Origin of the sequence: Brevibacillus antibioticus, from assembly GCF_005217615.1 — a bacterium.
In the GTDB taxonomy this organism is placed as follows: Bacteria; Bacillota; Bacilli; order Brevibacillales; family Brevibacillaceae; genus Brevibacillus; species Brevibacillus antibioticus.
In genome coordinates, this window is the sequence record NZ_SZNK01000001.1 from 2,871,016 (window position 1) to 2,894,760 (window position 23,745).

The following is a 23,745-nucleotide window of genomic DNA, read 5'->3' on the forward strand; positions in this document are numbered from 1 at the left end:
TTTCTATTCGACTCGGCTTTCGTTTACTCCTGTCGATATTACAAATTTCTCTTTATTTCGCTACTGCCTGACTCTTCACGAAGTCAACCACTGCATCCAGGGCTTCTTGCAGCTTGGATGGGTCCTTACCGCCAGCTTGTGCCATATCAGGACGTCCACCACCGCCGCCACCGCAACGAGTTGCGACTTCCTTGATGATCTTGCCAGCGTGAATGCCTTGATCCATGAGATCTTTGGTTACACCTGCTACGAGGTTCACCTTGTCGCCATCGACTGCACCCAACACAATGACAGCGGAGCCGAGTTTGTTTTTCAGCTCATCCACCATGCCCCGCAGGTTGTCCATATCGACAGCGGAAACACGTGCAGCGAGTACATTCATACCCTCTACTTGTTGGAGTTTATCCGTCAACGACGCTGCCTCGATGTTCCCCAATTTTGCACGCAGGGACTCATTTTCGCGTTGTACTTCTTTCAATTGTTGTTGCAGACCTTCTACACGTGCAGGTGCTTCTGCCAGCACTGGTGCTTTGAGTGCTTGCCCCACTTCTTTGAGCGTAGTGAACTGCTGGTTCAAGAACTGATAAGCGCCGCGACCTGTTACGGCTTCGATCCGGCGCGTACCTGCACCGATACCGCTCTCGCTAACCAGCTTGAACAGACCGATTTCTGCGGTATTGTTCACATGGCATCCACCGCACAGCTCCAGGCTGTATTCGCCGACTTTTACAACGCGTACAACGTCGCCGTATTTTTCACCGAATAACGCCATTGCGCCCATCGCTTTTGCTTCAGCCAATGATTTGTTGGAGATCTCGACACTCAGATTTGCCCACACTTTTTCATTCACGATCGCTTCGATATGCTCCAGCTCTTCTGGAGTAATGGAGCTAATGTGAGTGAAGTCAAAGCGGAGACGCTCTGGTGCTACCAAGGAACCTGCCTGATTGACATGCGTTCCTAGTACATCCTTGAGTGCTTGGTGTAGCAAGTGAGTCGCTGTATGGTTTTGCGTGATAGCCAGACGTGCTTCACGGTTCACTTCCGCGCGAACCTCACCGCCTTTGCGCAGGGTTCCTGCTTCGACGATGACGGAATGTACATTTTGACCCATTGGTCCTTTTTGTACATCTGTCACACGTGCTTTCACGATATCAGAAATCAGGAAACCTTCGTCATTGATCTGACCGCCGCTTTCTGCATAGAAAGGCGTTTGACTCAGAACGACTTGTACGGTTTGACCTTCTTCTGCTTCTTCCACCAGCTGGTTGTCCAAAATAATCGCTTCAACTTTACCTGTTGCTACCAATTCAGTATAACCAACAAATTGGCTCGTAACCGTCAAATCAGACAATGGACCACCTTGGATTTGCATGCTGTCTACATCTTGACGTGCTGCACGTGCGCGCTCACGCTGTTCTTCCATCGCTTGATCAAAGCCATCGCGATCGACAGTCAGCCCTTGCTCGTCTGCGAAGTCTTCTGTCAAGTCAACAGGGAATCCATACGTATCGTACATTTTGAACACATCTTGACCAGACAGTTGTGTCTTTCCGCTTTCTTTTGCTGCTTTTACCATGTCAGACAAGATCGCCAGACCATCGTTTAATGTCTCGTGGAAACGATCTTCCTCGGCACGAATAACTTTTTCGATAAACGCACGTTTTTGAACAACCTCTGGGTAGAATTCGCCCATCATCGTGCCTACTGTCTCAGTCAAGCTGTACAGGAATGGCTTCTCTACGCCCAGCTTTTTCCCCATACGTACAGCACGGCGAAGCAGACGGCGAATAACATAGCCACGTCCTTCATTGGATGGAAGTGCACCGTCACCAATCGCAAACACAACCGTACGCGCATGGTCAGCGATAACCTTCAGGGCTACATCCATCTCAGGGCTTGTTTGATACTTCACACCGGAGATTTCTGTGGTCTTTTCGATCAGCGGGAACAGCAAGTCTGTCTCAAAGTTGTTGTCTACGCCTTGGATCACAGACGCCATGCGCTCAAGACCCATCCCCGTATCAATGTTCTTCTTAGGCAGCGGCGTGTAGGTACCGTCTGGATTGTGGTTGAACTGGGAGAATACCAAGTTCCATATTTCCAGGTAACGCTCGTTCTCCCCACCTGGATACAGCTCAGGGTCGCTCGGGTCGTTTCCGAACGCTTCTCCACGGTCATAGAAAATCTCCGTGTTCGGTCCGCTTGGGCCTTCTCCAATATCCCAGAAGTTGCCCTCCAGTCGGATGATTCGCTCTTCTGGAACACCGATTTTCTTGTTCCACAGCTCAAATGCTTCTTCGTCCTCTGGGTGAATGGTAACGGACAAGAGCTCTGGATCAAAGCCGATCCATTTTGGACTTGTCAAAAACTCCCATGCCCATTCAATCGCTTCTTCCTTGAAGTACTCACCAATAGAGAAGTTACCCAGCATTTCAAAAAAAGTATGGTGGCGAGCAGTACGTCCCACATTTTCAATATCATTGGTACGAATCGACTTTTGCGAGTTCGTGATACGTGGATTGTCCGGGATGATGCGACCGTCAAAGTATTTCTTGAGAGTCGCCACACCGCTGTTGATCCACAGAAGGGAAGGATCGTCGATTGGAACCAATGGAGCGCTAGGCTCAATGCGATGTCCTTTTTCTACAAAAAAGTCGAGGAACATCTGGCGAATTTGATTGCCTGTCAGCTTCTTCATCTACATTCTCCTCATCTAAAAATAAAAAAAGCCCCCATCCCCTCAGGGACGAGAACTGATTTTCTCGCGGTACCACCCTGCTTACAGGCTCGCTACACGTATCTGAGCCAAGGCCTGTCGCTTAAGTGGCGTCTAACGGTGCCAAGCCGCCGGGTTTTGCCCGGTCTTAGGAGTAGCCTTCTGCTGCTCTTCTTTTGGTCGCCCTCTCAACCATGGAGCGCCCTCTCTGTAAAAGGTCTGCAGCATACTCGTTCCCTCATTGATTTCACATAAATCACTTTGTCCATATTATAAATATTTTACCTGATCACTGTCAACTTTCGTGCATCATGACAGCGATTCGGCTGACGATCACTTTGCAAACGGCAAGAATCGGGATCGCTACGATTAGCCCGATGATCCCCCCGACCGTCTCCCCTACCAACAGTGCCAGGATAATGAGAAGCGGGTGCAAATGCAAAGAACGACCGACGATGTTAGGAGACAAAATGTTCCCTTCCACGATTTGAATGATGAGATTGACAACGAGAACGAGTAACAGTGTCTTGGTGGAAATCGTAATCGCGATCACAACTGCCGGTGCCGCCCCAATCAACGGTCCGATGTACGGAATGATGTTGGTCAGACATACGAATGCAGCCAGTACAAAAGGATACGGCATGCCGATCCACCAGTAGCCTAAGTATGCGAAAACGCCTACGATCAAGGCGACCATCATTTGTCCATGTATGTATTTGCCCAAGGATTCATTAATATCCCGCAGGACGATCAGCACTTGCTTCCGATAAGCCTTTGGAACAATCGACATCCCCGTCTCATGCAATTGCTTCATATCCTTCAAAAAGTAGAAAGCGATAAACGGCACAATAGCAAAAGCAAACAACTTGCCCATCGAATGCTTGGCATTATCCACGAGTTTCGATACGGAATGAGACATTCCCTCATTCGACTGGATGATCACCCGGTCCACACCCTTCGAAATGCTATCCGGCAAGAAATATTTTCGTGCCTCCCACTCACTCATCCATGTATAGTACCAATCCATCAGGCGGGGGATGTCATCTGACAGCTCCACCAATTGTTTCGTAAAAACAGGGATGGCGTTAATGATCGCAATGGTAATCACCAATACAAATGATCCATATATGAGCAGGACTGCCATCAAGCGTGGAACCCTTCTATTTTCCAGCAATTGCACGATCGGATGGAGCAAGTAAGCAATGACGAGTCCCAATATAATGGGAACGAGCACTTCCTTTATGAGCGAAAACAACTGTGACAGGACTGGTCGGAGCAGCCAAAGTAGATTGCCGATGACCAAAAGTGTGATGAGCCAAACAGCAGCAGCAAATAGACGACTTCGCCGAAGTTCATCCACGTTCCCCAACTCCTCCCTATTTGCATACATCTTTTTTAGCTTGTCTCATTCACTATAATTTCATGTAACCTATTGACACACAATTTCGTGTTCAGTAGTATGTAATTACAAGAGGATATCTCCAAAGGGGAGTAGCTTTTTCGCAACATAGTCGTCATTACGGGACTTTTCCCCGGCTATGTTGGCAACATTTTCGTAAATGTTGTAAGCAAGACCTTTGCCGATCAGGTAAAAGGTCTATTTTTGTTTTTCAAACGACCTTTTCCTGCACCGGGAAAGGTCGTTTTCTTTTTCGCCCCTTTACATACACTATAGGAGGTATGAAGAAAACGGCCAGCGGATTATTCGCTTCTACAATGGATTAGGAGGAGGAAGAGAAATGGATTTATTGTTAAGCCCTGAGTTTTGGACCGCATTACTTTCTATCGTTATCATCGACCTCGTGCTGGCCGGGGACAATGCCCTCGTCATCGGGATGGCGGCTCGTAACCTGCCTGCGCATCAGCAAAAGCAAGCCATCATCTGGGGAACAGTTGGTGCCATTGTCATTCGTGCATTGGCAACACTCGCTGTCGTTTGGTTGCTGAAAATTCCTGGTCTGCTGCTTGCAGGTGGTTTGATTCTCATTTGGATCGCCCTCAAGTTACTGATTCAAGATAATGGTCATGAGAATATGAAGGCAAGCGGAACACTTGGCGCGGCGATTTGGACGATTATCGTAGCCGACACGGTAATGGGCTTGGATAACGTTATCGCGGTTGCTGGTGCAGCACATGGTGATTTCCTTCTGGTAGTTATCGGTTTGATCATCAGTGTTCCTATCATGGTATGGGGTAGTACATTGATCTTGAAGCTGATCGAGAAATATCCGGTCGTTATCTATATCGGTTCTGCCGTATTGGCGTATACCGCTTCGAGCATGGTAACGAGCGAGAAGTTCCTCACACCATTTTTTGCCGCTTACCCTTGGGTAAAATGGTTATTCATCGTAGCTGTTGTGGTTGGTGTCCTGTTGATCGGACGCATGAAAAGCCAACAGCAAAAACGATTAGCAGAACAATCTTAATGTAAAGCAAAGCTCCGTCGATTCCGCGACGGAGCTTTTTCATGTCCGTCGAAAAAAAGCACCCGAACACAGTGTATGTTCGGATGCTTATTTACGTTCCCATTCACATTTTGTGTTAACGAGTAACGGCACGCATCAGCTTGCGACTTGATTTCCACATACGCGTTACATCACGCATGGAGAAGGGCAACTGATTTACATTCAATGAAAACCGACTGCGACGTCGCGGAGCCAACCAATAGCCAATGATCGCCACAATTCCGCTTGTGGCCAGAACCCGCAACAGGCTTCGAGTGAACAAGCGTGCCACCTCCGTTAGTTTTGCCGCTCAAATCCACTACATATTCAAGTGAGCGGTTACTGTCTGATCCTCAATAAACAGATCGTTGAGCGAATGCAAAGATCCATCTTCCTCCACTTGGTAGACAGAAGCGATCTGCTCATTGGTAACGCTCATTTCTATAAAGCAGTTCCAGCAATAGTATTGATTGGTTCCAATCTTTCCTACGTCTTTGGAACTGCAATTCGGGCATATGACACGCATCACGCTTTTCCTCCCTTTCACGCCTGGCCACGAACTAGTCCGGCACGATCAGGTTTTCTTCCCCGATGATAACGGATGCTGGTGCAGGGAGGCGCTTTCGTCCTTCCGTAATATCTGCAAGCCAGCCATTCGATAGTTCGTACCCTACAAGTTTCTCCCAGTTGGCTGAAAAGTAAACGTCTTCCAGCCTCCCCAAACACTCTCCGGATGCGGTAATCACCGCTTTTCCTTTTAACTTCGTCTTTCCCGTCACAATGCCGACAGGCTCTAGACCGGCGAGATGAGGTAAGGGCGTGATCGCGTCTTTTCCCGATACGGTAAGGCAGGACTCCCCGACCGCATGAATATGTTCGGTAGGAATATAGGTACCTGATTGGAACCAGCCCTGTTCGCTCAGCAAGACTCCTCGTACATGCCAAGTGGAGTCGCAAAGAATGTCACGCACGGTTCCAATCGTCTCTCCTGTTTGCAGGCAAACAACTGGCAATCCGACTGCATCCATTGCCTTGCGCATGTGGGACATCCCCCTTCCGCCTTGTTAGTATCAGGCGAAATGGATACGTCCATTCGGCGCAAATGGTTCCAACTTCACTCTTGCTTTAGCCGTTCTTCTAGGTAACTGTACCGTACCCCTTCCTCATCAGACTCTACAGCAGCGCGGAACGCATCCGGCTCTCCACACATGATGAGGAATGATTTGCTCCGGGTAATCCCGGTATAGACCAACTTGCGTCTGAGCATCCGGTAGTAGCTTTTGACAAACGGCATGATCACAATCGGAAATTCGCTGCCTTGAGACTTATGAACCGAGCAGCAGTAGGCAAGCGTCAGCTGATGATAATCCGAACGCTTGTACACCACTTCCCTGTTATCAAAGGCAGCGACCAGCATCTCCTGGTTCTCCGCATTTTCATTCGGGAAAAAGATGGCGACGATCTCACCCATGTCACCGTTAAACACCTGTTCTTCAGCATTGTTCACCAATTGCAGAACCTTGTCTCCTGTACGAAAAGTCGTCTCTCCGAAAGTAACTTCACGCTTCTGCGGCGTTTTCGGATTAAACAGCTCCTGCAATTCTTCATTCAACCGGTTCACACCAGCATTACCTTTATAGATAGGGGCTAATACCTGAACATCTTTTGCCGTATATCCTTTTTTTACGGCTCCGAAGCAAATTTGTTTCACTGCTTCCGGAACTTCTTGTGGCAAACTTGTGAAGAATCGCCGATCCGGGGTGGTGTGAAGCAAATCTGCTGGTACATTCCCCTTGCGTACATCATGGGCCAACCGAATAATTGTAGACTCTTCTGCTTGCCGATAAATTTCTGTCAGCTGTACCAACGGTAGCAATCCAGATCGGATCATATCCAATAGGACGTTGCCCGGTCCTACGGAAGGCAACTGGTCAGGGTCACCTACCATGATGATCTGCATATCGTCTGGGACCGCACGAAACAATTGATTTGCGAGCCAGATATCGACCATGGACATTTCATCCACAATTAATAGTCGGCCACGGATTGGGTGCTCCGCGTCATGCTCGAAGCTCTCCCCTTTGTAACCGAGCAAGCGATGGATGGTCATTGCTGGTAAGCCCGTAGTCTCTGTCATACGCTTTGCTGCACGTCCAGTAGGAGCCACAAGAACGATCGGGAACGGATTTTCTTCGTTGTATTTTTTCAAGTCCAGAGACAATCCATGAAGCTGAGAAAAGACACGACATATCCCTCGAATAACTGTCGTTTTCCCCGTACCAGGTCCCCCTGTCAACAGCATCAGACCTGCTTTGATCGCCTGTTCAATGGCATCACGCTGCGTCTGGGCATACGTAATCCCCAGCTCATCCTCGACCGCTCCTAACGCACGGTAAAATTCCGATGTCGGGAACGTACCAAATTCATCCCGTGCAGCGAAGTGACGCAGTCTTTTGGCTAGACCGAGCTCGGCAAAAAACAGCGAGGGTAAATACACCCGTTCATCTTCCCAAGCAATTTTGCTCGACACAAACAGAGCTTCCACTGCCAGTTGAATATCGTCTCCAGAAAAGACGTGCCCCCCGCACTCTTCGAGAAGGCGCAGCGTTTTTTCACAAAGCTCCTCCACAGGCAAATAAACATGTCCTTCTGAATACGAAGCCTCCTGCAACATAAAGAGAGCTGCCGCCTTCACACGTTCTTCTGAGGAGGCAACGATTCCAGTTGCTCGTGCAATGTCATCTGCCCGCTTAAAGCCGATTCCTACGACATCCTCAATCAACCGGTAAGGCTCTTCCTTCAGTACTGTCATCGTTTCCAGCTTGTAGGTCTGATAAATACGTAGCGCCATGTTCACTCCAATGCCGAAGTCGTACAGGAAAACCATGGCACTTTCCAAGGAACGATGCTCGACTACTGAATCATAGATCGTTTTGGCACGTTGGTCAGAAATGCCTGGTACCTCAGCCAATCTCTCCGGGAAGTCAGCAATAATCGACAGCGCATCTACCCCTAGCTGCTCGACAATTCGTTTGGCCATCTTCTTTCCGATCCCTTGAAACAAGCCACTGGCTAAGTATCGCTCAACCCCAGCCAATGTCTTCGGTGTTTCACGTTCATAGCGCTTTGCTACGTACTGCTGGCCAAAACGAGGGTGTGTTTTCCATTCACCGTAAAAGGTGTACAGCTCATCTGGATGCGGGCGAGGAAAATTACCGACAATAATGACCTCCGATTCTTTGATCGATTCGGTAGTCTCTTCTATCTTTAGACGGATAACTCCGTACCAGGTTTCATCCTTGTAAAAAATTTCTTGAGAAACAAATCCTCTAATGTAGGTTTCCGCAAACAGCGAGATTGACTGCTGCTCGTCCATCTAAACGCCTCCTTACATAAAAACCGTTCCAGAAAGGAAAAATCCACTTCTCTCGAAAGTGGATTTCTCATAGGCTCGTCTTAAATTGTAAATCGTTTTACTTGTTCTGACAACTGCTCGGCCATTTTCGCAAGCGTTTCGGATGCTGCCGTCATTTCCTCAGACGTTGCTGACTGTTCTTCAGACGCTGCTGCCACTTCCTGTGTATCTCTGGCCGCTGTGTCCGCAAGCCCAGCAATTTTTTCGGAGTGACCCACCAATTGGACTGTATCGCGATGAATCGCTTGGGCTGCATCGTTCATACGATGTACTTGTTGGCTGACATCTTGAACAGCCAGCAAGATTTGCTGGAAGCTGTCTCCTGCCTGGGCCACTCCTTCGCGTCCATCCTGGATCGCGACTGCAGTCGTTCCCATTTCCGATACAGCCGCAAGAATATCTGTATGGATCGTATGAATCAAGCCTGCGATCTCTTCTGCAGCCTCACCTGATTGCTCAGCCAGCTTGCGTACCTCTTGGGCCACAATCGCAAAGCCGCGTCCCTGTTCTCCCGCCCGTGCAGCCTCGATGGCGGCATTCAAAGCCAACAGATTCGTCTGGGTGGATATTTGACGAATGATCGTGATGATTCCCATGATTTGCTCGGATTGAGATCCAAGCTCGCGGATAACCTGCTCCGTACTACGGGCATGATCCGTGATTTGATCCATTTCTTGTACGAGCTCTTGCAGCTTGCCTTCACCGACCTGTGCCAATCGATTCGCGTCTGTCGCATCCGCATTGACTTGAGAAGTCGAAGCCGCAATGAGTTGGATATCTCCGCCGATACGAGACAAAAAGCGTGCTGTATCCGTCACTGTTTGTTTTTGTTGTTCGGAACCCATAGCGATTTCCGAAGAAGCCATGGAAATCTGTTCGGAAGCACGTGCACTTTCTGTGGCACTCGCTGTTAATTCTTCCGAAGCTGCCGCGACCTGCTGGGCTACTCGCTGCACCTCGTCGACCATACTGCGAAATACTCCCATCATCTCATTGTACATCGACGATAATTCGCCGAGCTCATCTCGGGAACGGACCGTTACTTGCGTGGTCAAATCTCCAGTCTCTGCACACTTCATTGCCGATACTAGCTCTTTTAGCGGTCGTACCAGCTTGCTGACAATAAAAATGCCTGTGAAAAGCGCTAAGCAAGCACTCACCAGGTTGAGGAGAAACATCATCGGACGACTACTCTCAATCGTTGTCAACAAATCATTCTCGTAGCTGCCAATGGCTAGAATCCACCCGTTCGGCAGCTGCTTATACGCTGCTACTTTGGTCGAGCCTCCAAATTCATATTCGAACCAGCCGTTTTTTTGAGCGAGCATGACTTGCGTAAATTCTTCATTCGCCAAAGAGGTATTCTCGACTTTCGGGTCTGGATGAAAGATGGCAATTCCACTTGCATCCAAGATATAAGCGTAGCCAACCATGCCATTTGGTTTGTAATATTTTTCGGCCACCTCGCGTATTATTTCATTTATTTTCTGTCTGTTTTCCTCACGAATCGTTGCATCTTGAGCGTAAACAGCCAACTCACGTGCCTTTATCTCCGTTATGTATTGCAAGTCAGATACAGCCAACTTGTATAGCGCGCTGCGTGCATTTTCAAATTGAATATAGCCGACGACCATTAATGGAAGCATAGTTAAGATGAGTATCGTAAACACCAGTTTGTAGCGAATAGAGTAGCGTCTGGCCATCATGGAAGTCCTCTCCTTATCAGATGATACGTATTCTATAGTACTTCAGGATTAGTACTATAGAATCATTCTACCATCGTCTTCCACAATTCACCACAAACTCCAATAAGAATCCAGTTTTTGCTCCAATAAAAAAACCGCTTGGCATCATCCAAACGGCTTTCATCCTTCGTTATTCGCGTACCAAGCGCTTTACAATCGCAGCAACAGCTGTAGCAGCCTGCTTCGCCTCTTCGACCGTATTCGTAATCCCAAAGCTGAAACGAATGGCTGAATGCGCAATTTTCTCGTCCACGTGCATCGCTATTAGCACGTGTGACAGCTCTAATGATCCGGATGTACAAGCTGAGCCGCTCGCTGCTGCAATCTTGGCGATATCCAGATTCATCAGCATGGTTTCTGTATGGGCACCAGGGAAGGACACATTTAAAATATGTGGCAATGCCTGCTCGCTATGTCCATTTAGGCAGAACGTAATTCCTGCTTCTTGCCAGACTGCGATCATCTCTGCTTTCATCTGTTCATATTTCTCAACCCGCTCCGCCATTTCCTCGCCAGCGACCTTTGTCGCTTCGGCAAAGCCAACAATCCCGGCCAGGTTTTCCGTTCCCGCTCTACGCTTGCGTTCTTGTGAACCACCGTGCAATATCGGGGAAAATGGAACCTTACGCGCTAAATACAAAGCGCCGACCCCTTTTGGACCATTAATTTTATGGGCAGATACCGAGAGCATATCAACAGGCAGCTTTCGTGCTTGGACAGGTAGTACACCAAAAGCCTGTACGGCATCCGTATGAAAAACAATCCCTTTTTCACGCAGGAAGGTACCAATTTCCTCGATTGGCTGGATCGTTCCTACTTCATTGTTCCCATACATAATGGACACCAGTACCGTATCCGGGCGAACCGCTTGTTTCAGGTCTTCCAAGCGGACCATGCCTGTCTGGTCAACTGGCAAGTACGTCACTTCGAATCCAGCCTGCTCCAAAAATTCACAAGCATGCAAGACTGCATGGTGCTCGATTTGCGAAGTAATGACATGACGACCATGTTCGCGCTGTGCCATTGCAGCGCCAATGATTGCCATATTGTCCGCTTCTGTCCCGCCACTCGTAAAGATGAGCGATTGTGGATCAGCATCCATAAAGTCGGCAATCGTGTCTCTCGCATGCTCCAACGCTTTTCGCGCTTCGCGACCTGCACCATGAACACTGGATGGATTCCCGAATACTTGAGTCAAATAGGGAGTCATTGCAGCAACTACACGCGGATGTACAGGCGTAGTAGCTGCATGGTCAAAATACATTAGATCTGACACTGCTGTCACCTTCTACCAACTTATAGTACGTGTTCAAAAAGTCGGCTTTTTAGCACCGAGAAGATGGCGAGAACCGAACGAAGGAGGAGCGGAGTGTAGGTAATCTACATGAGCACCGGACTTCGGAGGTGAACGCCATATTCGATGTCGAATTAGCTTTCTGAGCTACTTCGTGATCAAAAGACGACTTTTTAAACAACCTCTTACATTCTAGATATAAAACATATAATTATCGGCAGGACTATCGTCTTCAAAGCTGATCAAGTCCTGTAGGGAAGTCGAATCAAGAACAGCAGAAATACTATCCCGAATGCGCAACCATAAAAAACGCTTAGCCGGATCTTCTTCCTCTGCAAATTCCACAGGGCTGATCGGTCCTTCCAGCACGCGTATCACATCACCAGCAGAAATCTCATCCGGCTGCTTTGCCAGAACGTAACCGCCATATGCGCCACGAATACTTTTTACCAAACCCGCGTTACGCAGAGGTGCAATCAATTGCTCCAAATAATGCTCGGACAAATCGTGTTTTTGGGCGATGCTCCGCAGGGATGTTGGCCCTTCTCCGCAACGGTTGGCCAATTCCATCATGATCGTCAGCCCGTAACGTCCTTTCGTTGAAATCTTCACGTTAACAACTCTCCTCTTTGTATCGGTAATACGCGCCCGCCCCCTACATGTCTTCTGTATCGCGGGACACACTAACATCTTAGGGGGTGATATGCAGATGACAACGAACAAACGCTCGGAACGAGGTCCCAACCACCCGTCCGACACCTTGTACGAACAACCCGCAGGCACGATTGCTCACAAAGCCCGTTACGGTGCGAGTGAGCAGAGCAAACAGCCGAATGCAAACGGTGATTTGCCCAATAAACCAGGCGGAAATATCCGCACTTAACATGTTAGCTCCCCCACTATTCGGGGGAGTTTTTCCTTGGCAATCCACGTCCATCCATCTTCTGTCTTTCTTCCTGGAAGCGGCGAATGTGGCGCTCATAGCCGTGGTCCTTTGGCTGGTAGAACGAGTAATTTACACCGTCAGGCAGATACTGTTGAGGGACATACCCATATGGATAGTTATGCGGATACAGATATCCCTGACCGTGTCCCAGCTTCGCAGCTCCCTTGTAAGCAGAATCTCGCAGGTGAATCGGTACTTGCTTATGACCATCCGTTCGGATACGATCCAACGCAGAATTAATTCCGTTGTAAGCGGCATTGCTTTTAGGGGCGGTTGCCAGGTACGTCGTCGCTTGTGCTAAAGGGATACGCCCTTCAGGCATCCCCACCAATTCTACCGCCTGAAAGCAGGACATCGCAACTGTGATCGCTTGCGGGTCAGCATTTCCGATGTCCTCTGAAGCCGAGATAACCAAACGGCGGGAAATGAACCGCGGATCTTCTCCGGCATCGATCATTCTCGCCAACCAGTAAAGAGCTGCGTCCGGATCAGAGCCACGAATGGATTTAATAAAAGCGGAGATCGTGTCGTAATGGTTGTCCCCACTCTTATCATAGCGTACAGCCCTGCGCTGAATAGATTCTACAGCGACGTCCAATGTCACCGTAATTCGTCCATCCACTCCTGGTTGCGTCGTTGTCACTGCCAGTTCCAATGCGTTTAGCAAACGTCTGGCATCCCCTTCTGCGTATTGAATCAAATGCTCTGCCGCTTCCGGTTCTACGCTGACAAATAGCTCCGCCAATCCGTTTTCTTCATCAGTAAGTGCTCGATCCATGACCTGCTTCAATTCCTCATGAGAAAGCGATTGAAGGGAAAAAACTTGTGAACGCGACAAAAGCGCCGGATTCACCTCGAAAAAAGGATTCTCCGTCGTAGCGCCGATCAAAATAATCGTGCCTTCCTCCACATAAGGAAGAAGGGCATCCTGTTGCGATTTATTGAAGCGATGAATCTCATCTACGAACAACGTTGTCCGCTGACTGTCCATGACGAGCCGTTCCTTTGCCGCATCTACCACTTTGCGGATGTCAGCGACACCGGCCGTAACGGCATTTAACTCGGAGAAATGCGTACGTGTGGTTCGGGCAATGACTTTTGCCAGTGTTGTTTTCCCGGTACCTGGAGGTCCGTAAAAAATGACAGAGGACACTTGATCTGCTTCAATCGCGCGTCGAAGCAGCTTTCCAGGAGCCAATATATGCGATTGCCCGATTACATCCTGAATCGTTTGCGGCCGCATCCGTGCAGCCAATGGCTTCTGTTTGCCGCCACCCTGCTGGTCATAGGCAAACGTGAATAAATCATCCATGTTCCACTATCCTTTTACAGGCTGCCACTCCAAAATATCTCTTGCCACTACACTGGCCAAAATTAAACCAGCTACAGAAGGCACGAAAGCATTGCTTGCTGGAGGCATCCGCACTTTACTAATCGGTGAATCCGGGTTGGAAACGATCTGTTCACGTACATCTACACGTACGGTGACGGGAATCTCGCGGGAATATACCACTTTTACCCCTTTATAGATACCGCTTTTCCGCAGCTCACGACGAATGACCTTTGCAATCGGATCATAACTCGTTTGGGAAATATCGGCAACCTCAAAACGGGTCGGGTCCATTTTATTAGCCGCACCCATGCTAGAAATAATAGGGATATTACGACGCTTCGCTTCCTTAATTACATGGAGCTTCGCGGACATAGTATCCATAGCGTCCACGATGTAATCTAGTTCATGCTCAAACAGCGCATCCGCTGTTTCTTCATTGTAGAACATATTAAGAGTTACGACCTCGCACTCTGGATTGATCGTCGCAATACGCTCCTTCATGAGCTCAGCCTTTTTTTGACCGACTGTGTTCAGCGTCGCATGAATTTGGCGGTTGATGTTCGTAATGTCTACTACATCCTTATCTACCAAAATGAGCTTGCCTACACCTGTACGCGCGAGTGCTTCCACCGTAAAGGAACCGACTCCACCAATTCCCAATACAGCAACGCGGCTATTTTTCATTTTTTCCAAACCTTCGGGACCAAAGGCCAATTCACAACGAGAAAATTGATGAAGCATATTCGTGTCACCTTTCATTCGCAAGCGGGATTATAGTCAATCGGAAAAGTAGGATTGAAGGAGAAAAAAGGAGCCCCATTATGCCGTGTTACTCCTTAGTTTTGAACCTGCTCATCGCAGGTGGGTGTCTTGCCGAACTGTTACAGACGTCCACTCTAAGGAGGCATGCCTTTACAATCACGGACGAAAAACTCCCTAAACAAACTTTGTGGCTCAAAACTATCGGATGTCACGGGCATAGCAGGGCTTTCATCATAGTATTACCAATGTATCAAAGAGCAATGCAGTTGCGCAAGTCGATTACGCTTCTACCTTTTCTTCTTCTGTGACAATTGTTGCAATGGACAGCTCTTTCAATTGTTTTCCGTCCACTACATCTGGAGCATTTACCATCAGGTCGCTCGCACTTGCTGTTTTCGGGAATGCGATGACTTCGCGCAGGTTGGTGCGGCCAGCCAAGAGCATGATCAGGCGGTCCAAGCCAAGTGCGATTCCACCATGTGGAGGTGTACCGTACTCGAATGCATCCATGAGGAAGCCGAATTGTTTACGCGCCTCTTCTGGTGAGAAGCCAAGTGCGGTAAACATTTTTTCTTGCACGTCGCGCTTGTAGATCCGCATGGAACCTCCGCCGAGCTCGTATCCGTTGAGAACCATGTCATACGCTTGTGCGCGCATTTGACCTGGATCGGTGTCGAACAGGTGCAGGTCTTCGTCTTTTGGACGCGTGAACGGATGGTGCAGGGCAACGTAGCGTTTTGCATCCTCATCCCACTCAACCAGCGGGAAGTCTACTACCCACAGGAATGCGAACTTGCTTTGGTCAATCAGACCGAGTTCAGCACCCAGCTTGGAGCGAAGGGCACCCAGTGCATCAGCTACTACTTTTGGTTTGTCAGCAACGAACAAGAGCAAGTCGCCTTCTTCTACTGCCAAGCGTGCTTTCATCTCGTTGATTTCTTCTTCTTTAAAGAACTTCGCAATTGGCCCTTTGATTTCGCCGTCTTTGAAGCCGATCCAAGCCAAGCCTTTCGCGCCATAACGGGAAGCGAATTTGCCCAGATCGTCTGCTTCTTTACGGGAGTAGTGTCCGCAACCTTTTGCGTTGATCGCCTTTACTTGTCCGCCGCCAGCTACTGCTGCTGCAAACACCTTGAAGTCGCTTGTCGCAACCAGATCAGATACGTCTGTCAGCTCCATGCCGAAACGTACGTCTGGTTTATCAGAACCGTAACGCGCCATTGCATCCGCATACGTGAGACGAGGGAATGGAGTCGGTACGTCTACGCCAACTGTTTGCTTGAATACGTGAGCAACCATCTTTTCCATCATTGGCAAGATTTCTTCCATAGACAGGAAAGAGGTCTCAATGTCCACTTGAGTAAATTCAGGCTGACGGTCAGCACGCAGGTCTTCGTCACGGAAGCAACGAGCAATTTGGTAGTAGCGCTCCAAACCGGATACCATCAAAAGCTGTTTGAACAACTGTGGCGATTGCGGCAGTGCGTAGAACTCGCCTGGATGTACACGGGAAGGCACGAGGTAGTCACGTGCGCCCTCAGGCGTGCTCTTCTGGAGAATTGGTGTTTCGATTTCCAGGAAGTTGTTCTCATCCAGGTAGTCACGGAAAGCTTTTGCTGCTTTGCTACGCAAAAGCAGGGAGCGCTGCATTTCTGGACGGCGCAAGTCCAGGTAGCGGTATTTCAAACGAACTTGTTCATCTACATCGATCTCGTCTTCAATCAGGAACGGAGGCGTTTTTGCATCGTTCAAGATTTCGATTTCAGAGATGTGCACTTCTACTTCGCCGGTTTTCAGTTTCGGATTGACTGCTTCTGGTGCACGGTTTACAACTTTCCCTTTTACAACCAGTACGTATTCGCTGCGAACCTTGTCAGCCGCTTCCCAAGCTTCTTTGTTGTACTCTGGGTTGAATACGATTTGGACGATGCCAGTGCGGTCACGGAAGTCGATGAAGATGACGCCTCCGAGGTCGCGACGCTTTTGTACCCAGCCGTTCAGTACGACTTCTTGCCCAACGTGTGCTGTTGTTACTTCTCCACCATGTACGGTGCGATATTGCCAAGACATGATCATTTCCCCCAACCATTTGTTTTATTGATTTGCTTTTGCAGCGAGTACCGCAACGAGTTCCTCGCGTTTCACTTCTTGTTGCTCGCCTGTTGCCATTTCCTTTAGAACAACCGTGCCATTCGCTAATTCAGACTCACCGATGATCGCCGTAAAGCGAGCCTGGAGACGATCTGCTTGCTTCAACTGTGCTTTCATTTTCCGGTCCAGATAATCCAGCTCAGCCGCAATCCCAGCTTGGCGCAATTGGTCGACGAGAACGAAAGCTGTTGTTTTCGCTTCTGGTGTCTGCACCACTACGAAGCAGTCGATGCCACCCGAGATCGGCAGTTGAACACCTTGCTTTTCCAGAGCCAACAGCAGACGCTCGATACTGAGTGCGAAGCCGATGCCCGGCATATCGTCTCCGCCCAGCTCTGCAACCAGTCCGTTGTAACGCCCACCGCCACAAAGTGTTTCTACCGCACCGATCTCTGCCATTTTGATTTCAAATGCAGTCAGTGTGTAATAGTCCAAGCCGCGAACCAGACGCGGATTTACATGAAACGGAATATCCAGCGCGGTCAAGTAGTTTTGTACGGCTTCGAAGTGTGCCGCGGATTCTTCGCTCAAGTAGTCCAAAATGGACGGTGCGTCCATCGTTAGTGTTTTGCATTTTTCATTTTTGCAATCGAGCACGCGCAGCGGGTTGCGATCAATACGAGATTGACAGTCCTCGCAAAGCTCGGAGCGAACGCCGTTCAAATGTGCGAGCAAGTGCTCACGGTGACGCGCCCGGTCTTCTCCTGTACCTACGCTGTTCAATTCCACAGAAAGTCCTGTCAATCCGAGCTCCTGATACAGACGAATCGCAAGGCCAATGACTTCTGCATCGATTGCTGGATCGCTTGAACCGATCGCTTCTGCACCGAATTGGACGAATTGGCGATAACGGCCTGCTTGCGGACGCTCGTGACGGAACATCGGTCCTAAGTAGTACAGCTTGGTAGGCTGATTAGGCACACCGTACAGCTTGTTTTCCACGTAGGAACGTACAACACCCGCAGTCCCTTCTGGACGCAGCGTGAGAGCATCCGTACTGCGCGGGTTGGCTACACTGTACATTTCTTTTTCCACGATATCCGTGGTCTCGCCTACACCCCGTTGGAACAACTCTGTGCTCTCAAACAGCGGCGTGCGAATTTCCGCGTAATTGGAGCGGCGACACAGATCGCGGGCCTTGGCCTCCACGTAGTGCCACAGCTCTACAGTACCAGGCATGATATCCTGCGTACCGCGTGGGATCTGGATTCTTGTCATTCCTCTCGAACCTCCATGTCTTTTCAAAAACTCGGGCTAAAGCCAAACCTTCAGGATCAAGGAACCTTTATTTTTGACCAAATAAAAAAGTCCCTCGTCTCCTGACATTTAGCAAATCGCCGCATGTCAGGGACGAGAGACTGGTTATACTCCCGTGGTGCCACCCTGTTTGAATAGCCCTACACTCACAAAAGGCTATCCCACTTATTAGCCGTTAACGCCGGCACACGCCTGCCAGTTACTGGGGAAAGAGATTTCTTTCAGCCGTTCACTGCGGTCTTCAGGGATGTCATTCACCAAGCCGTTATACGAAAGCACTCTCAGCCACGGCGCTTTCTCTCTGGGTATCCGGTTCCTAGATACTTGTTCCCGTCATCAGATCATTTCTTATTCAATAAAAAGCTTAATGTGAATCATAGCAAACCCGCCAACAGCCGTCAACAGGCGCTCGAATAAAACTTTTTTTATTAAGGATCAGTATATCCATCACTTACTTGTCAGATACCTGTCCAGCCGTTCTCGCACCCGAATAGATTTCATCCAAATCCCGGAGCTTGTTTTCGACTAGAACCTTGTACGTGTCATTGTACGTTTTCGGGTCCTTTGGATTCGGAAAGCGCGTCAGCTTGCCGCTTCCTGGAGCCATCAGCTTGGACACTGCACCACAGCCGAGACCAAGGATGGTTTGTACCTCTTCCATGATCATAATGTTGTAGATGCTCTCCTGCCCTGGCTGGGCATACCCGACATTCTCCAGATTTCCCAAAATGTTTTTCTGCCGATACAAATAGTACGGGTCATAGCCGTTCGCTGTTGTCCACTCGGAGGCCATCCCCATCATCTTGCTAATTTCATCGCGACTGGCGACCTTGTAGCGGTCCTTGTTTTGCGTCATCTCAGATGCTCTCTTGAAAGACAGCGTATGCACCGTCAGCGAGGCAGGCATTAGCTTTTCTACCTCTTGGAGGCTGTGCGCCAGCTCGGCTACGCCTTCGTTGGGCAGCCCGATGATCAGGTCCATATTAATATTAGTCAAACCCATCTCCATAGCCAGATGGTATTTCTCAATCGTCTCTTCGACCGTGTGGTGACGTCCGATTGCCTGGAGCGTCTCCTGCGTGAACGACTGTGGATTAATACTGATCCGATCTACTTCCCACCGCTTCATGACATCTAGCTTTTCGCGTGTAATCGTGTCGGGTCTTCCCGCCTCAACTGTCAACTCACGCACTTCTCCCATGTGTGGAAACGAACGATGCATCGTCTCAAACAACTGGTTCATGTCATCTGCGGTAATACTCGTAGGGGTTCCGCCACCGAAATAAATGGACGTGATCCTTTGGTCATTCGCCCGAAGCCACTCCCCCATCCGCTCCATCTCGTAATGGAGACCTTCGAGAAACGGATTAACCGAAGCGGTATGACTGCGAATCGCGTAAGCTGGAAACGTACAGTACGCACACTTCGTCGGGCAAAATGGGATGCCGATATATACCGATAGCTCGCGGTCAATCTGGTACAAATCAGGCACGACGTAGAGCTGCTTGTCTATGATTTCTTGCAAAAGCTTTAGCTTATATGGACGCAAAATCACATCCTGCTGCAATCTCTTATGTGCTTCCTGTCTGTCTACACCAGCGGCGTTCAACTGATGCAGCAGTTTCGTCGGGCGTATCCCGGTCAAAATTCCCCAACCTTGCTCTATGCCCGTGTATTCTTCCAGCATCAATAACAGCGCATAGCAAAGAGCTTGCTTGGCCGTCTTTTTCATCGCTTTTTCATCTCGTGCTACGTAGTCACGCTCCACCTGATGAGAGATGCTCCGTTTGCCATCGTATAACTCTCCCGAAGCCACGACTCCATTTTCATGCACGGTCAATGCCAGCTTGAATTTCAAATCAGCCTCATCTGTCCACGCGGGCACAAAAGTGAGCGCTGGATCTTCGTAAAATAACGCGAGAATTAAGGAGAGTTCCCGCTCGAATGCGTGTCCCTCACATATGATCTGTATCATGGAGTTCACCTGCTTTTTTCAAAAATGCCACTCCTCATCATAGCCGACGAGAATTACTCGGGTCAACTAGACAAGTTGTGGCATCGTGTGCAAGGTGGCAAAAACGGTCATGTTCGTTTTTGCCTGGGGTGTTGGATATCCCGTAAGCCCGGATGAAAATCTTGTGCCATTTCTACATTTTGTAGTGACGTTTCTTTCTCCAAATCGTCTTGAAAATCAACAGACAAAAACTGCCGATTCAATCCTTGCGCGAATGTTTCCTTTTTTGACTGTCTCACGATGAACTCCTCCTGAAAAGCTGCATGCGCTAGCATCTAATAAAATCTAGTATTGCCTTGCCTATTGAAAAGCAATCAGGGAAGCCATGCAGAACTTTGTCGTTTTTTGCAGGAAAAAGCAGGAGAAATAGCGAAGTGATAACTTTGGTAAAAACATGCAAGATCGCAATGAATCCAAAAAGCTACGTATTTCGGAAAGGATGTCTATCGTGTTTGTTCGTCAAAAGATCCTGAGGAGTCTCCTGACTGTCGTCTGTGCCATTTCCCTCCCCGTTTCTGCAGCCTGGGCCGCCGGTTCTGTTCAGGTCACCGTGGACAAGCTCAATGTCCGTTCAGGTCCCAGCCTCCAAGACGCTATCGTCACTACACTGCCGAACAAAACTGTGCTACCCGTCATCTCTACCAAAAATGACTGGATTCAAGTAAAGCTTCCGAACGGTCAAAACGGTTGGGTAGCGAACTGGCTCGTCAGCACACAGCAACAGCAACAGAAACCAGCAACTGTATCAGCCAAGCAAGTGGAGAGCACCACAACGAATCTCAATGTTCGTTCTGGACCCGGTCAGACATATGCAGTCGTACAAACAATCAATCCAGGTACACGCTACCCTATCGTGCAAACGAATGGCGAATGGCTCCAAATTCAACTCAACGCAGGAACAAAAGGCTGGGTTGCAAACTGGCTTGTAAAAGAAGTAGGTGCGGGACAAGCAGTTTCTCCTCCCTCTACAGGAAGTACACCCCCAACGACCAATCCAGCGGGCACAGGCTCACAACCGAAGCCTCCTGCCGTACAAGGAACCAGCCTAACCTTAGATTTCGCTCCGTACGTATACGCCACGCCAGATGCCAGTACACCTGCTATCGGTCAACTGCATGCGGGCGAGAAAATCACGGTATTGAACAAACAAAATGGTTGGATTCAATTCCCTTACGATGGAGTCAATGCTTGGCTCTCCACCGATCAAACCAACCCAAATACAGGTCAACCGACTCTACCCGAAAATGGAAATGGAAACACGCAACCTCAGACTGGACAACCATCTTCTTCAAGTCAAACCGCCACAGTAAAAACGGACGGATTGAATCTACGCAGTGAACCGAACACAACCAGTGCCATTCAAGCTACACTTCCAACCGGAAGCAAGCTGACCGTTTTGGAAAAACGAGAAGACTGGTACCGCATCAAAGCGGCGGACGGAAAAACTGGCTGGGTAGCAGGCTGGCACATTACGGTGGACCAACCAAGCATGCCTACTCCGAGTGGCCCATACGTGACGATCATGAATCCAGATACCAATGTTCGCTCTGGTCCGAGTACCGATCACGATGTTATCAAGCAGGTACAGCCTGGCGAGAAATACGGAATTGCCAATAAATCAGGCGAGTGGTTCCAAGTAAGCTTCCTTGACGGCTCCACAGGCTACATCGCAGGCTGGCTCGTTTCTGCTAATGGTGCGCCAGCAGTCGTACGCAGTAATGATCTTGCCGGCAAAGTCATCGTCGTCGATGCTGGACATGGTGGCACAGATGGTGGTTCGACTGGCTCCAGCTTCTCTACATTAGAGAAAACGGTCAACCTGCAAGTAGCTATGCTCCTGCGCAACAAATTGGAAGCGGCAGGTGCCAAAGTCATCATGACACGGGCTGATGATCGCAAGCTAACCCTGCAACAGCGCGTTGACATCGCGATTCAGAATCAGGCTACTATTTTTGTCAGCGTCCACCATAATACGCATCCAAACTCTGCAACGAATGGTTCGATAGTTTTCTACTACAGCCAAGGTAACTCTAGCAAGCTCGCCTCCCTCGTTCAAACGGAACTGGTGAAAGCGACGAGCTACAAGGACATGAATTATCGGTACGGAAACTATTTCGTTCTGCGCGAAAACCCGGTGCCATCCATTTTGGCCGAGATCTCCTTCTTATCCAACTACAACGATGAGATTCGCGCACGTTCCGAAAAACAACAGGATCTTGCAGCGGAAGGTCTGTTCAAAGGGATTATCCAGTACTTTAATACACAAAGCAATCAGGGAGGCTAATCCCTCTCTTACCAAAACCCCCATGCGAAAGAAGCTGGCTCAAAGCCCTCTCGTATGAGGGTTTTCATTTTGGGTGTACCCGATCGCATCAAGGATAGACAGGCAGGAATTCCCAAAGGATTTGCGAATATCATAAGGCATCGAAAGGAGTGATGACGGATGAAAAACAATCACACTATCAGTAATCGCACGGTATGGACGCAGGTGATCACAAGTTAACCTTTGAAAATGGAGTGATTTCTATTAAAACCATGTTTGAGTACAATTGGATGGTTCGTGAAGAATGGCTGAAATGGTGTGAGGATGTTCCGATGGAGGAATTGCTTCGTCCGCACATCGGGGGAGTGGGGGGTATTTTGCATACACTGTTCCATGTCATAGATGTAGAGTGGAGCTGGATTCAAGTCATGCTGGGAAGGCCGGATTTTCAAGAAAGCTTCGACCTTCACAACCGGTTGGAAAAGGTTCGTGAGCTGGAGGCAACTTTTCGCCCCGATGTGCTTCAATTTTTGCGCAATTGGGATGAAAGTATGGAAACAAGGACCTTTCAGGATACGAAACCAGGGGGCAGCATCGCTACGTACACTTGGGGTGAAATTATGCGGCACATGGTCGCTCATGAAATCCACCATGTCGGACAGCTATCGATATGGGCACGAGAAATCGGGAAAAAGCCGATTTCTGCAAACCTGATCGGCAAAAATCTGATCCTCCCAGCAACCCATTTCATTCACTGACCCAATTCCGTACTGAAACGACAAAAACGATTGCACCAGGCAATCGTTTTTTGTTTTTGACTCTGCTATATGGCTTCATACGCCGGGCGTTTTTCCCACGGCTCGACTTGACCGACGATCATTTGCCGTTCAGTTGTTTGCAGAGCGTCAATCACTCCATCTGCAATTTCATCATTTGTCAGCCAGCGCGTATGCTCACCTGCACATGTAAAACCAAGGATAACCCGTCGGTACATACAGAATTCCGATGTAGGCTCTGTCATTGGATTTCTCCAAGCAGCACTCCCACACACATGCAGCAATTGCCAGTGCTTCTCAGGACGCGACAGTTCTTCCACGATCACAGGCAGCGCATGCGGTGCAGTCGAATGAATCCACGCGACAACCACATCCATCGGCCCTCTCTTCTCTACAAGATCGGCGATAGCCTGATGCAATCTATCTGTCTGGTGGTAGTCCTGAGATAGCAAATGAATCGACTCTGGATGAGTTGAACCGTCTCTGACACTTCTTAATTTGACTGGATCACGACCTAGTACGGTTACTTCATAACCTTGGCGAGCCAGCCAGCGGGAGACCTCTGTAAGCATGCCACTCGCACCAATCACCAATGCTTCCTGGGCCATATTTCATTCCCCCTGATG

The 23,745-nt window shown here is 49.0% G+C and carries 20 protein-coding genes and 1 other RNA gene; 4 read left to right on the forward strand and 17 right to left on the reverse strand.

The features are described from left to right. Positions 1–52: 52 nt before the first annotated feature. Together alaS and E8L90_RS13435 are read right to left on the reverse strand one after the other, a co-directional pair. Positions 53–2,701: an alanine--tRNA ligase gene (gene alaS, locus E8L90_RS13430; RefSeq protein ID WP_137029826.1), complete on the reverse strand. Its 2,649-nt coding sequence runs from the start codon at positions 2,699–2,701 to the stop codon at positions 53–55. A gap of 313 nt (positions 2,702–3,014) precedes the next feature. Further along, positions 3,015–4,079 carry an AI-2E family transporter gene (locus E8L90_RS13435; RefSeq protein WP_137029827.1) on the reverse strand — a complete coding sequence of 355 codons (1,065 nt, stop codon included), beginning with the start codon at positions 4,077–4,079 and terminating at the stop codon, positions 3,015–3,017. A gap of 379 nt (positions 4,080–4,458) precedes the next feature. Here E8L90_RS13435 and E8L90_RS13440 point away from each other — a divergent pair, with 379 nt between their 5' ends. Then, entirely contained in the window at positions 4,459–5,145 is a 687-nt protein-coding gene (locus E8L90_RS13440) for a TerC family protein (RefSeq protein ID WP_137029828.1), read from the forward strand. Positions 5,146–5,260: 115 nt separating this feature from the next. On the opposite strand, the gene E8L90_RS13445 is transcribed toward E8L90_RS13440, so the two are convergent. The 7 genes from E8L90_RS13445 to cymR form a co-directional block, all read right to left on the reverse strand. Next, positions 5,261–5,455 carry a hypothetical protein gene (locus E8L90_RS13445; protein WP_244297216.1) on the reverse strand — a complete coding sequence of 65 codons (195 nt, stop codon included), beginning with the start codon at positions 5,453–5,455 and terminating at the stop codon, positions 5,261–5,263. Between the two features lie 27 nt (positions 5,456–5,482). Then, entirely contained in the window at positions 5,483–5,689 is a 207-nt protein-coding gene (locus E8L90_RS13450) for a hypothetical protein (protein ID WP_137033433.1), read from the reverse strand. Positions 5,690–5,723: 34 nt separating this feature from the next. Further along, positions 5,724–6,203, reverse strand: coding sequence for a PRC-barrel domain-containing protein (locus E8L90_RS13455; RefSeq protein ID WP_048032157.1), 480 nt, complete (start codon positions 6,201–6,203; stop codon positions 5,724–5,726). Positions 6,204–6,277: 74 nt separating this feature from the next. Then, on the reverse strand, positions 6,278–8,539 hold the full coding sequence (gene recD2, locus E8L90_RS13460; RefSeq protein ID WP_137029830.1) for an SF1B family DNA helicase RecD2: 2,262 nt from the start codon (positions 8,537–8,539) through the stop codon (positions 6,278–6,280). Between the two features lie 80 nt (positions 8,540–8,619). Further along, complete coding sequence (locus E8L90_RS13465; protein WP_137029831.1) at positions 8,620–10,284, reverse strand: methyl-accepting chemotaxis protein; 1,665 nt, start codon at positions 10,282–10,284, stop codon at positions 8,620–8,622. A 169-nt stretch (positions 10,285–10,453) separates the two neighbouring features. Continuing rightward, on the reverse strand, positions 10,454–11,599 hold the full coding sequence (locus tag E8L90_RS13470; RefSeq protein WP_137029832.1) for a cysteine desulfurase family protein: 1,146 nt from the start codon (positions 11,597–11,599) through the stop codon (positions 10,454–10,456). 210 nt (positions 11,600–11,809) lie between these two features. Continuing rightward, positions 11,810–12,229, reverse strand: a complete 420-nt coding sequence (cymR, locus tag E8L90_RS13475; RefSeq protein ID WP_137029833.1) for a cysteine metabolism transcriptional regulator CymR — start codon at positions 12,227–12,229, stop codon at positions 11,810–11,812. A gap of 97 nt (positions 12,230–12,326) precedes the next feature. On the opposite strand from cymR, the gene E8L90_RS30285 reads away from it, so the two are divergent. Next, the gene (locus E8L90_RS30285; RefSeq protein WP_167497601.1) at positions 12,327–12,500 is read left to right on the forward strand and encodes a hypothetical protein; all 174 of its coding nucleotides are present in this window, start codon (positions 12,327–12,329) and stop codon (positions 12,498–12,500) included. A gap of 16 nt (positions 12,501–12,516) precedes the next feature. Here E8L90_RS30285 and E8L90_RS13480 read toward each other — a convergent pair whose 3' ends face one another. From E8L90_RS13480 to E8L90_RS30290, 7 genes are all read right to left on the reverse strand, one after another. Then, on the reverse strand, positions 12,517–13,875 hold the full coding sequence (locus tag E8L90_RS13480) for a replication-associated recombination protein A (protein WP_137029834.1): 1,359 nt from the start codon (positions 13,873–13,875) through the stop codon (positions 12,517–12,519). A 6-nt stretch (positions 13,876–13,881) separates the two neighbouring features. Beyond that, complete coding sequence (locus tag E8L90_RS13485) at positions 13,882–14,637, reverse strand: tRNA threonylcarbamoyladenosine dehydratase (protein ID WP_137029835.1); 756 nt, start codon at positions 14,635–14,637, stop codon at positions 13,882–13,884. Between the two features lie 68 nt (positions 14,638–14,705). Continuing rightward, positions 14,706–14,887: non-coding RNA, 6S RNA (gene ssrS / locus E8L90_RS13490), on the reverse strand. Between the two features lie 50 nt (positions 14,888–14,937). Further along, the gene (aspS, locus tag E8L90_RS13495) at positions 14,938–16,728 is read right to left on the reverse strand and encodes an aspartate--tRNA ligase (RefSeq protein WP_137029836.1); all 1,791 of its coding nucleotides are present in this window, start codon (positions 16,726–16,728) and stop codon (positions 14,938–14,940) included. A 24-nt stretch (positions 16,729–16,752) separates the two neighbouring features. Next, entirely contained in the window at positions 16,753–18,027 is a 1,275-nt protein-coding gene (hisS, locus tag E8L90_RS13500) for a histidine--tRNA ligase (RefSeq protein ID WP_137029837.1), read from the reverse strand. Positions 18,028–18,517: 490 nt separating this feature from the next. Beyond that, positions 18,518–20,041, reverse strand: coding sequence for a coproporphyrinogen III oxidase (locus E8L90_RS13505; protein WP_137029838.1), 1,524 nt, complete (start codon positions 20,039–20,041; stop codon positions 18,518–18,520). A gap of 107 nt (positions 20,042–20,148) precedes the next feature. Continuing rightward, positions 20,149–20,319: a hypothetical protein gene (locus E8L90_RS30290; RefSeq protein ID WP_167497602.1), complete on the reverse strand. Its 171-nt coding sequence runs from the start codon at positions 20,317–20,319 to the stop codon at positions 20,149–20,151. Between the two features lie 200 nt (positions 20,320–20,519). Here E8L90_RS30290 and E8L90_RS13510 point away from each other — a divergent pair, with 200 nt between their 5' ends. Both E8L90_RS13510 and E8L90_RS13515 read left to right on the forward strand, forming a co-directional pair. Further along, positions 20,520–22,364 carry an N-acetylmuramoyl-L-alanine amidase family protein gene (locus E8L90_RS13510; protein WP_425267130.1) on the forward strand — a complete coding sequence of 615 codons (1,845 nt, stop codon included), beginning with the start codon at positions 20,520–20,522 and terminating at the stop codon, positions 22,362–22,364. A gap of 194 nt (positions 22,365–22,558) precedes the next feature. Next, positions 22,559–23,101 (forward strand): DinB family protein, encoded by a 543-nt coding sequence (locus E8L90_RS13515; protein ID WP_244297218.1) that lies wholly within the window; start codon positions 22,559–22,561, stop codon positions 23,099–23,101. A 65-nt stretch (positions 23,102–23,166) separates the two neighbouring features. Here E8L90_RS13515 and E8L90_RS13520 read toward each other — a convergent pair whose 3' ends face one another. Continuing rightward, positions 23,167–23,727 (reverse strand): short-chain dehydrogenase, encoded by a 561-nt coding sequence (locus E8L90_RS13520; protein WP_137029840.1) that lies wholly within the window; start codon positions 23,725–23,727, stop codon positions 23,167–23,169. Positions 23,728–23,745 lie beyond the last annotated feature (18 nt).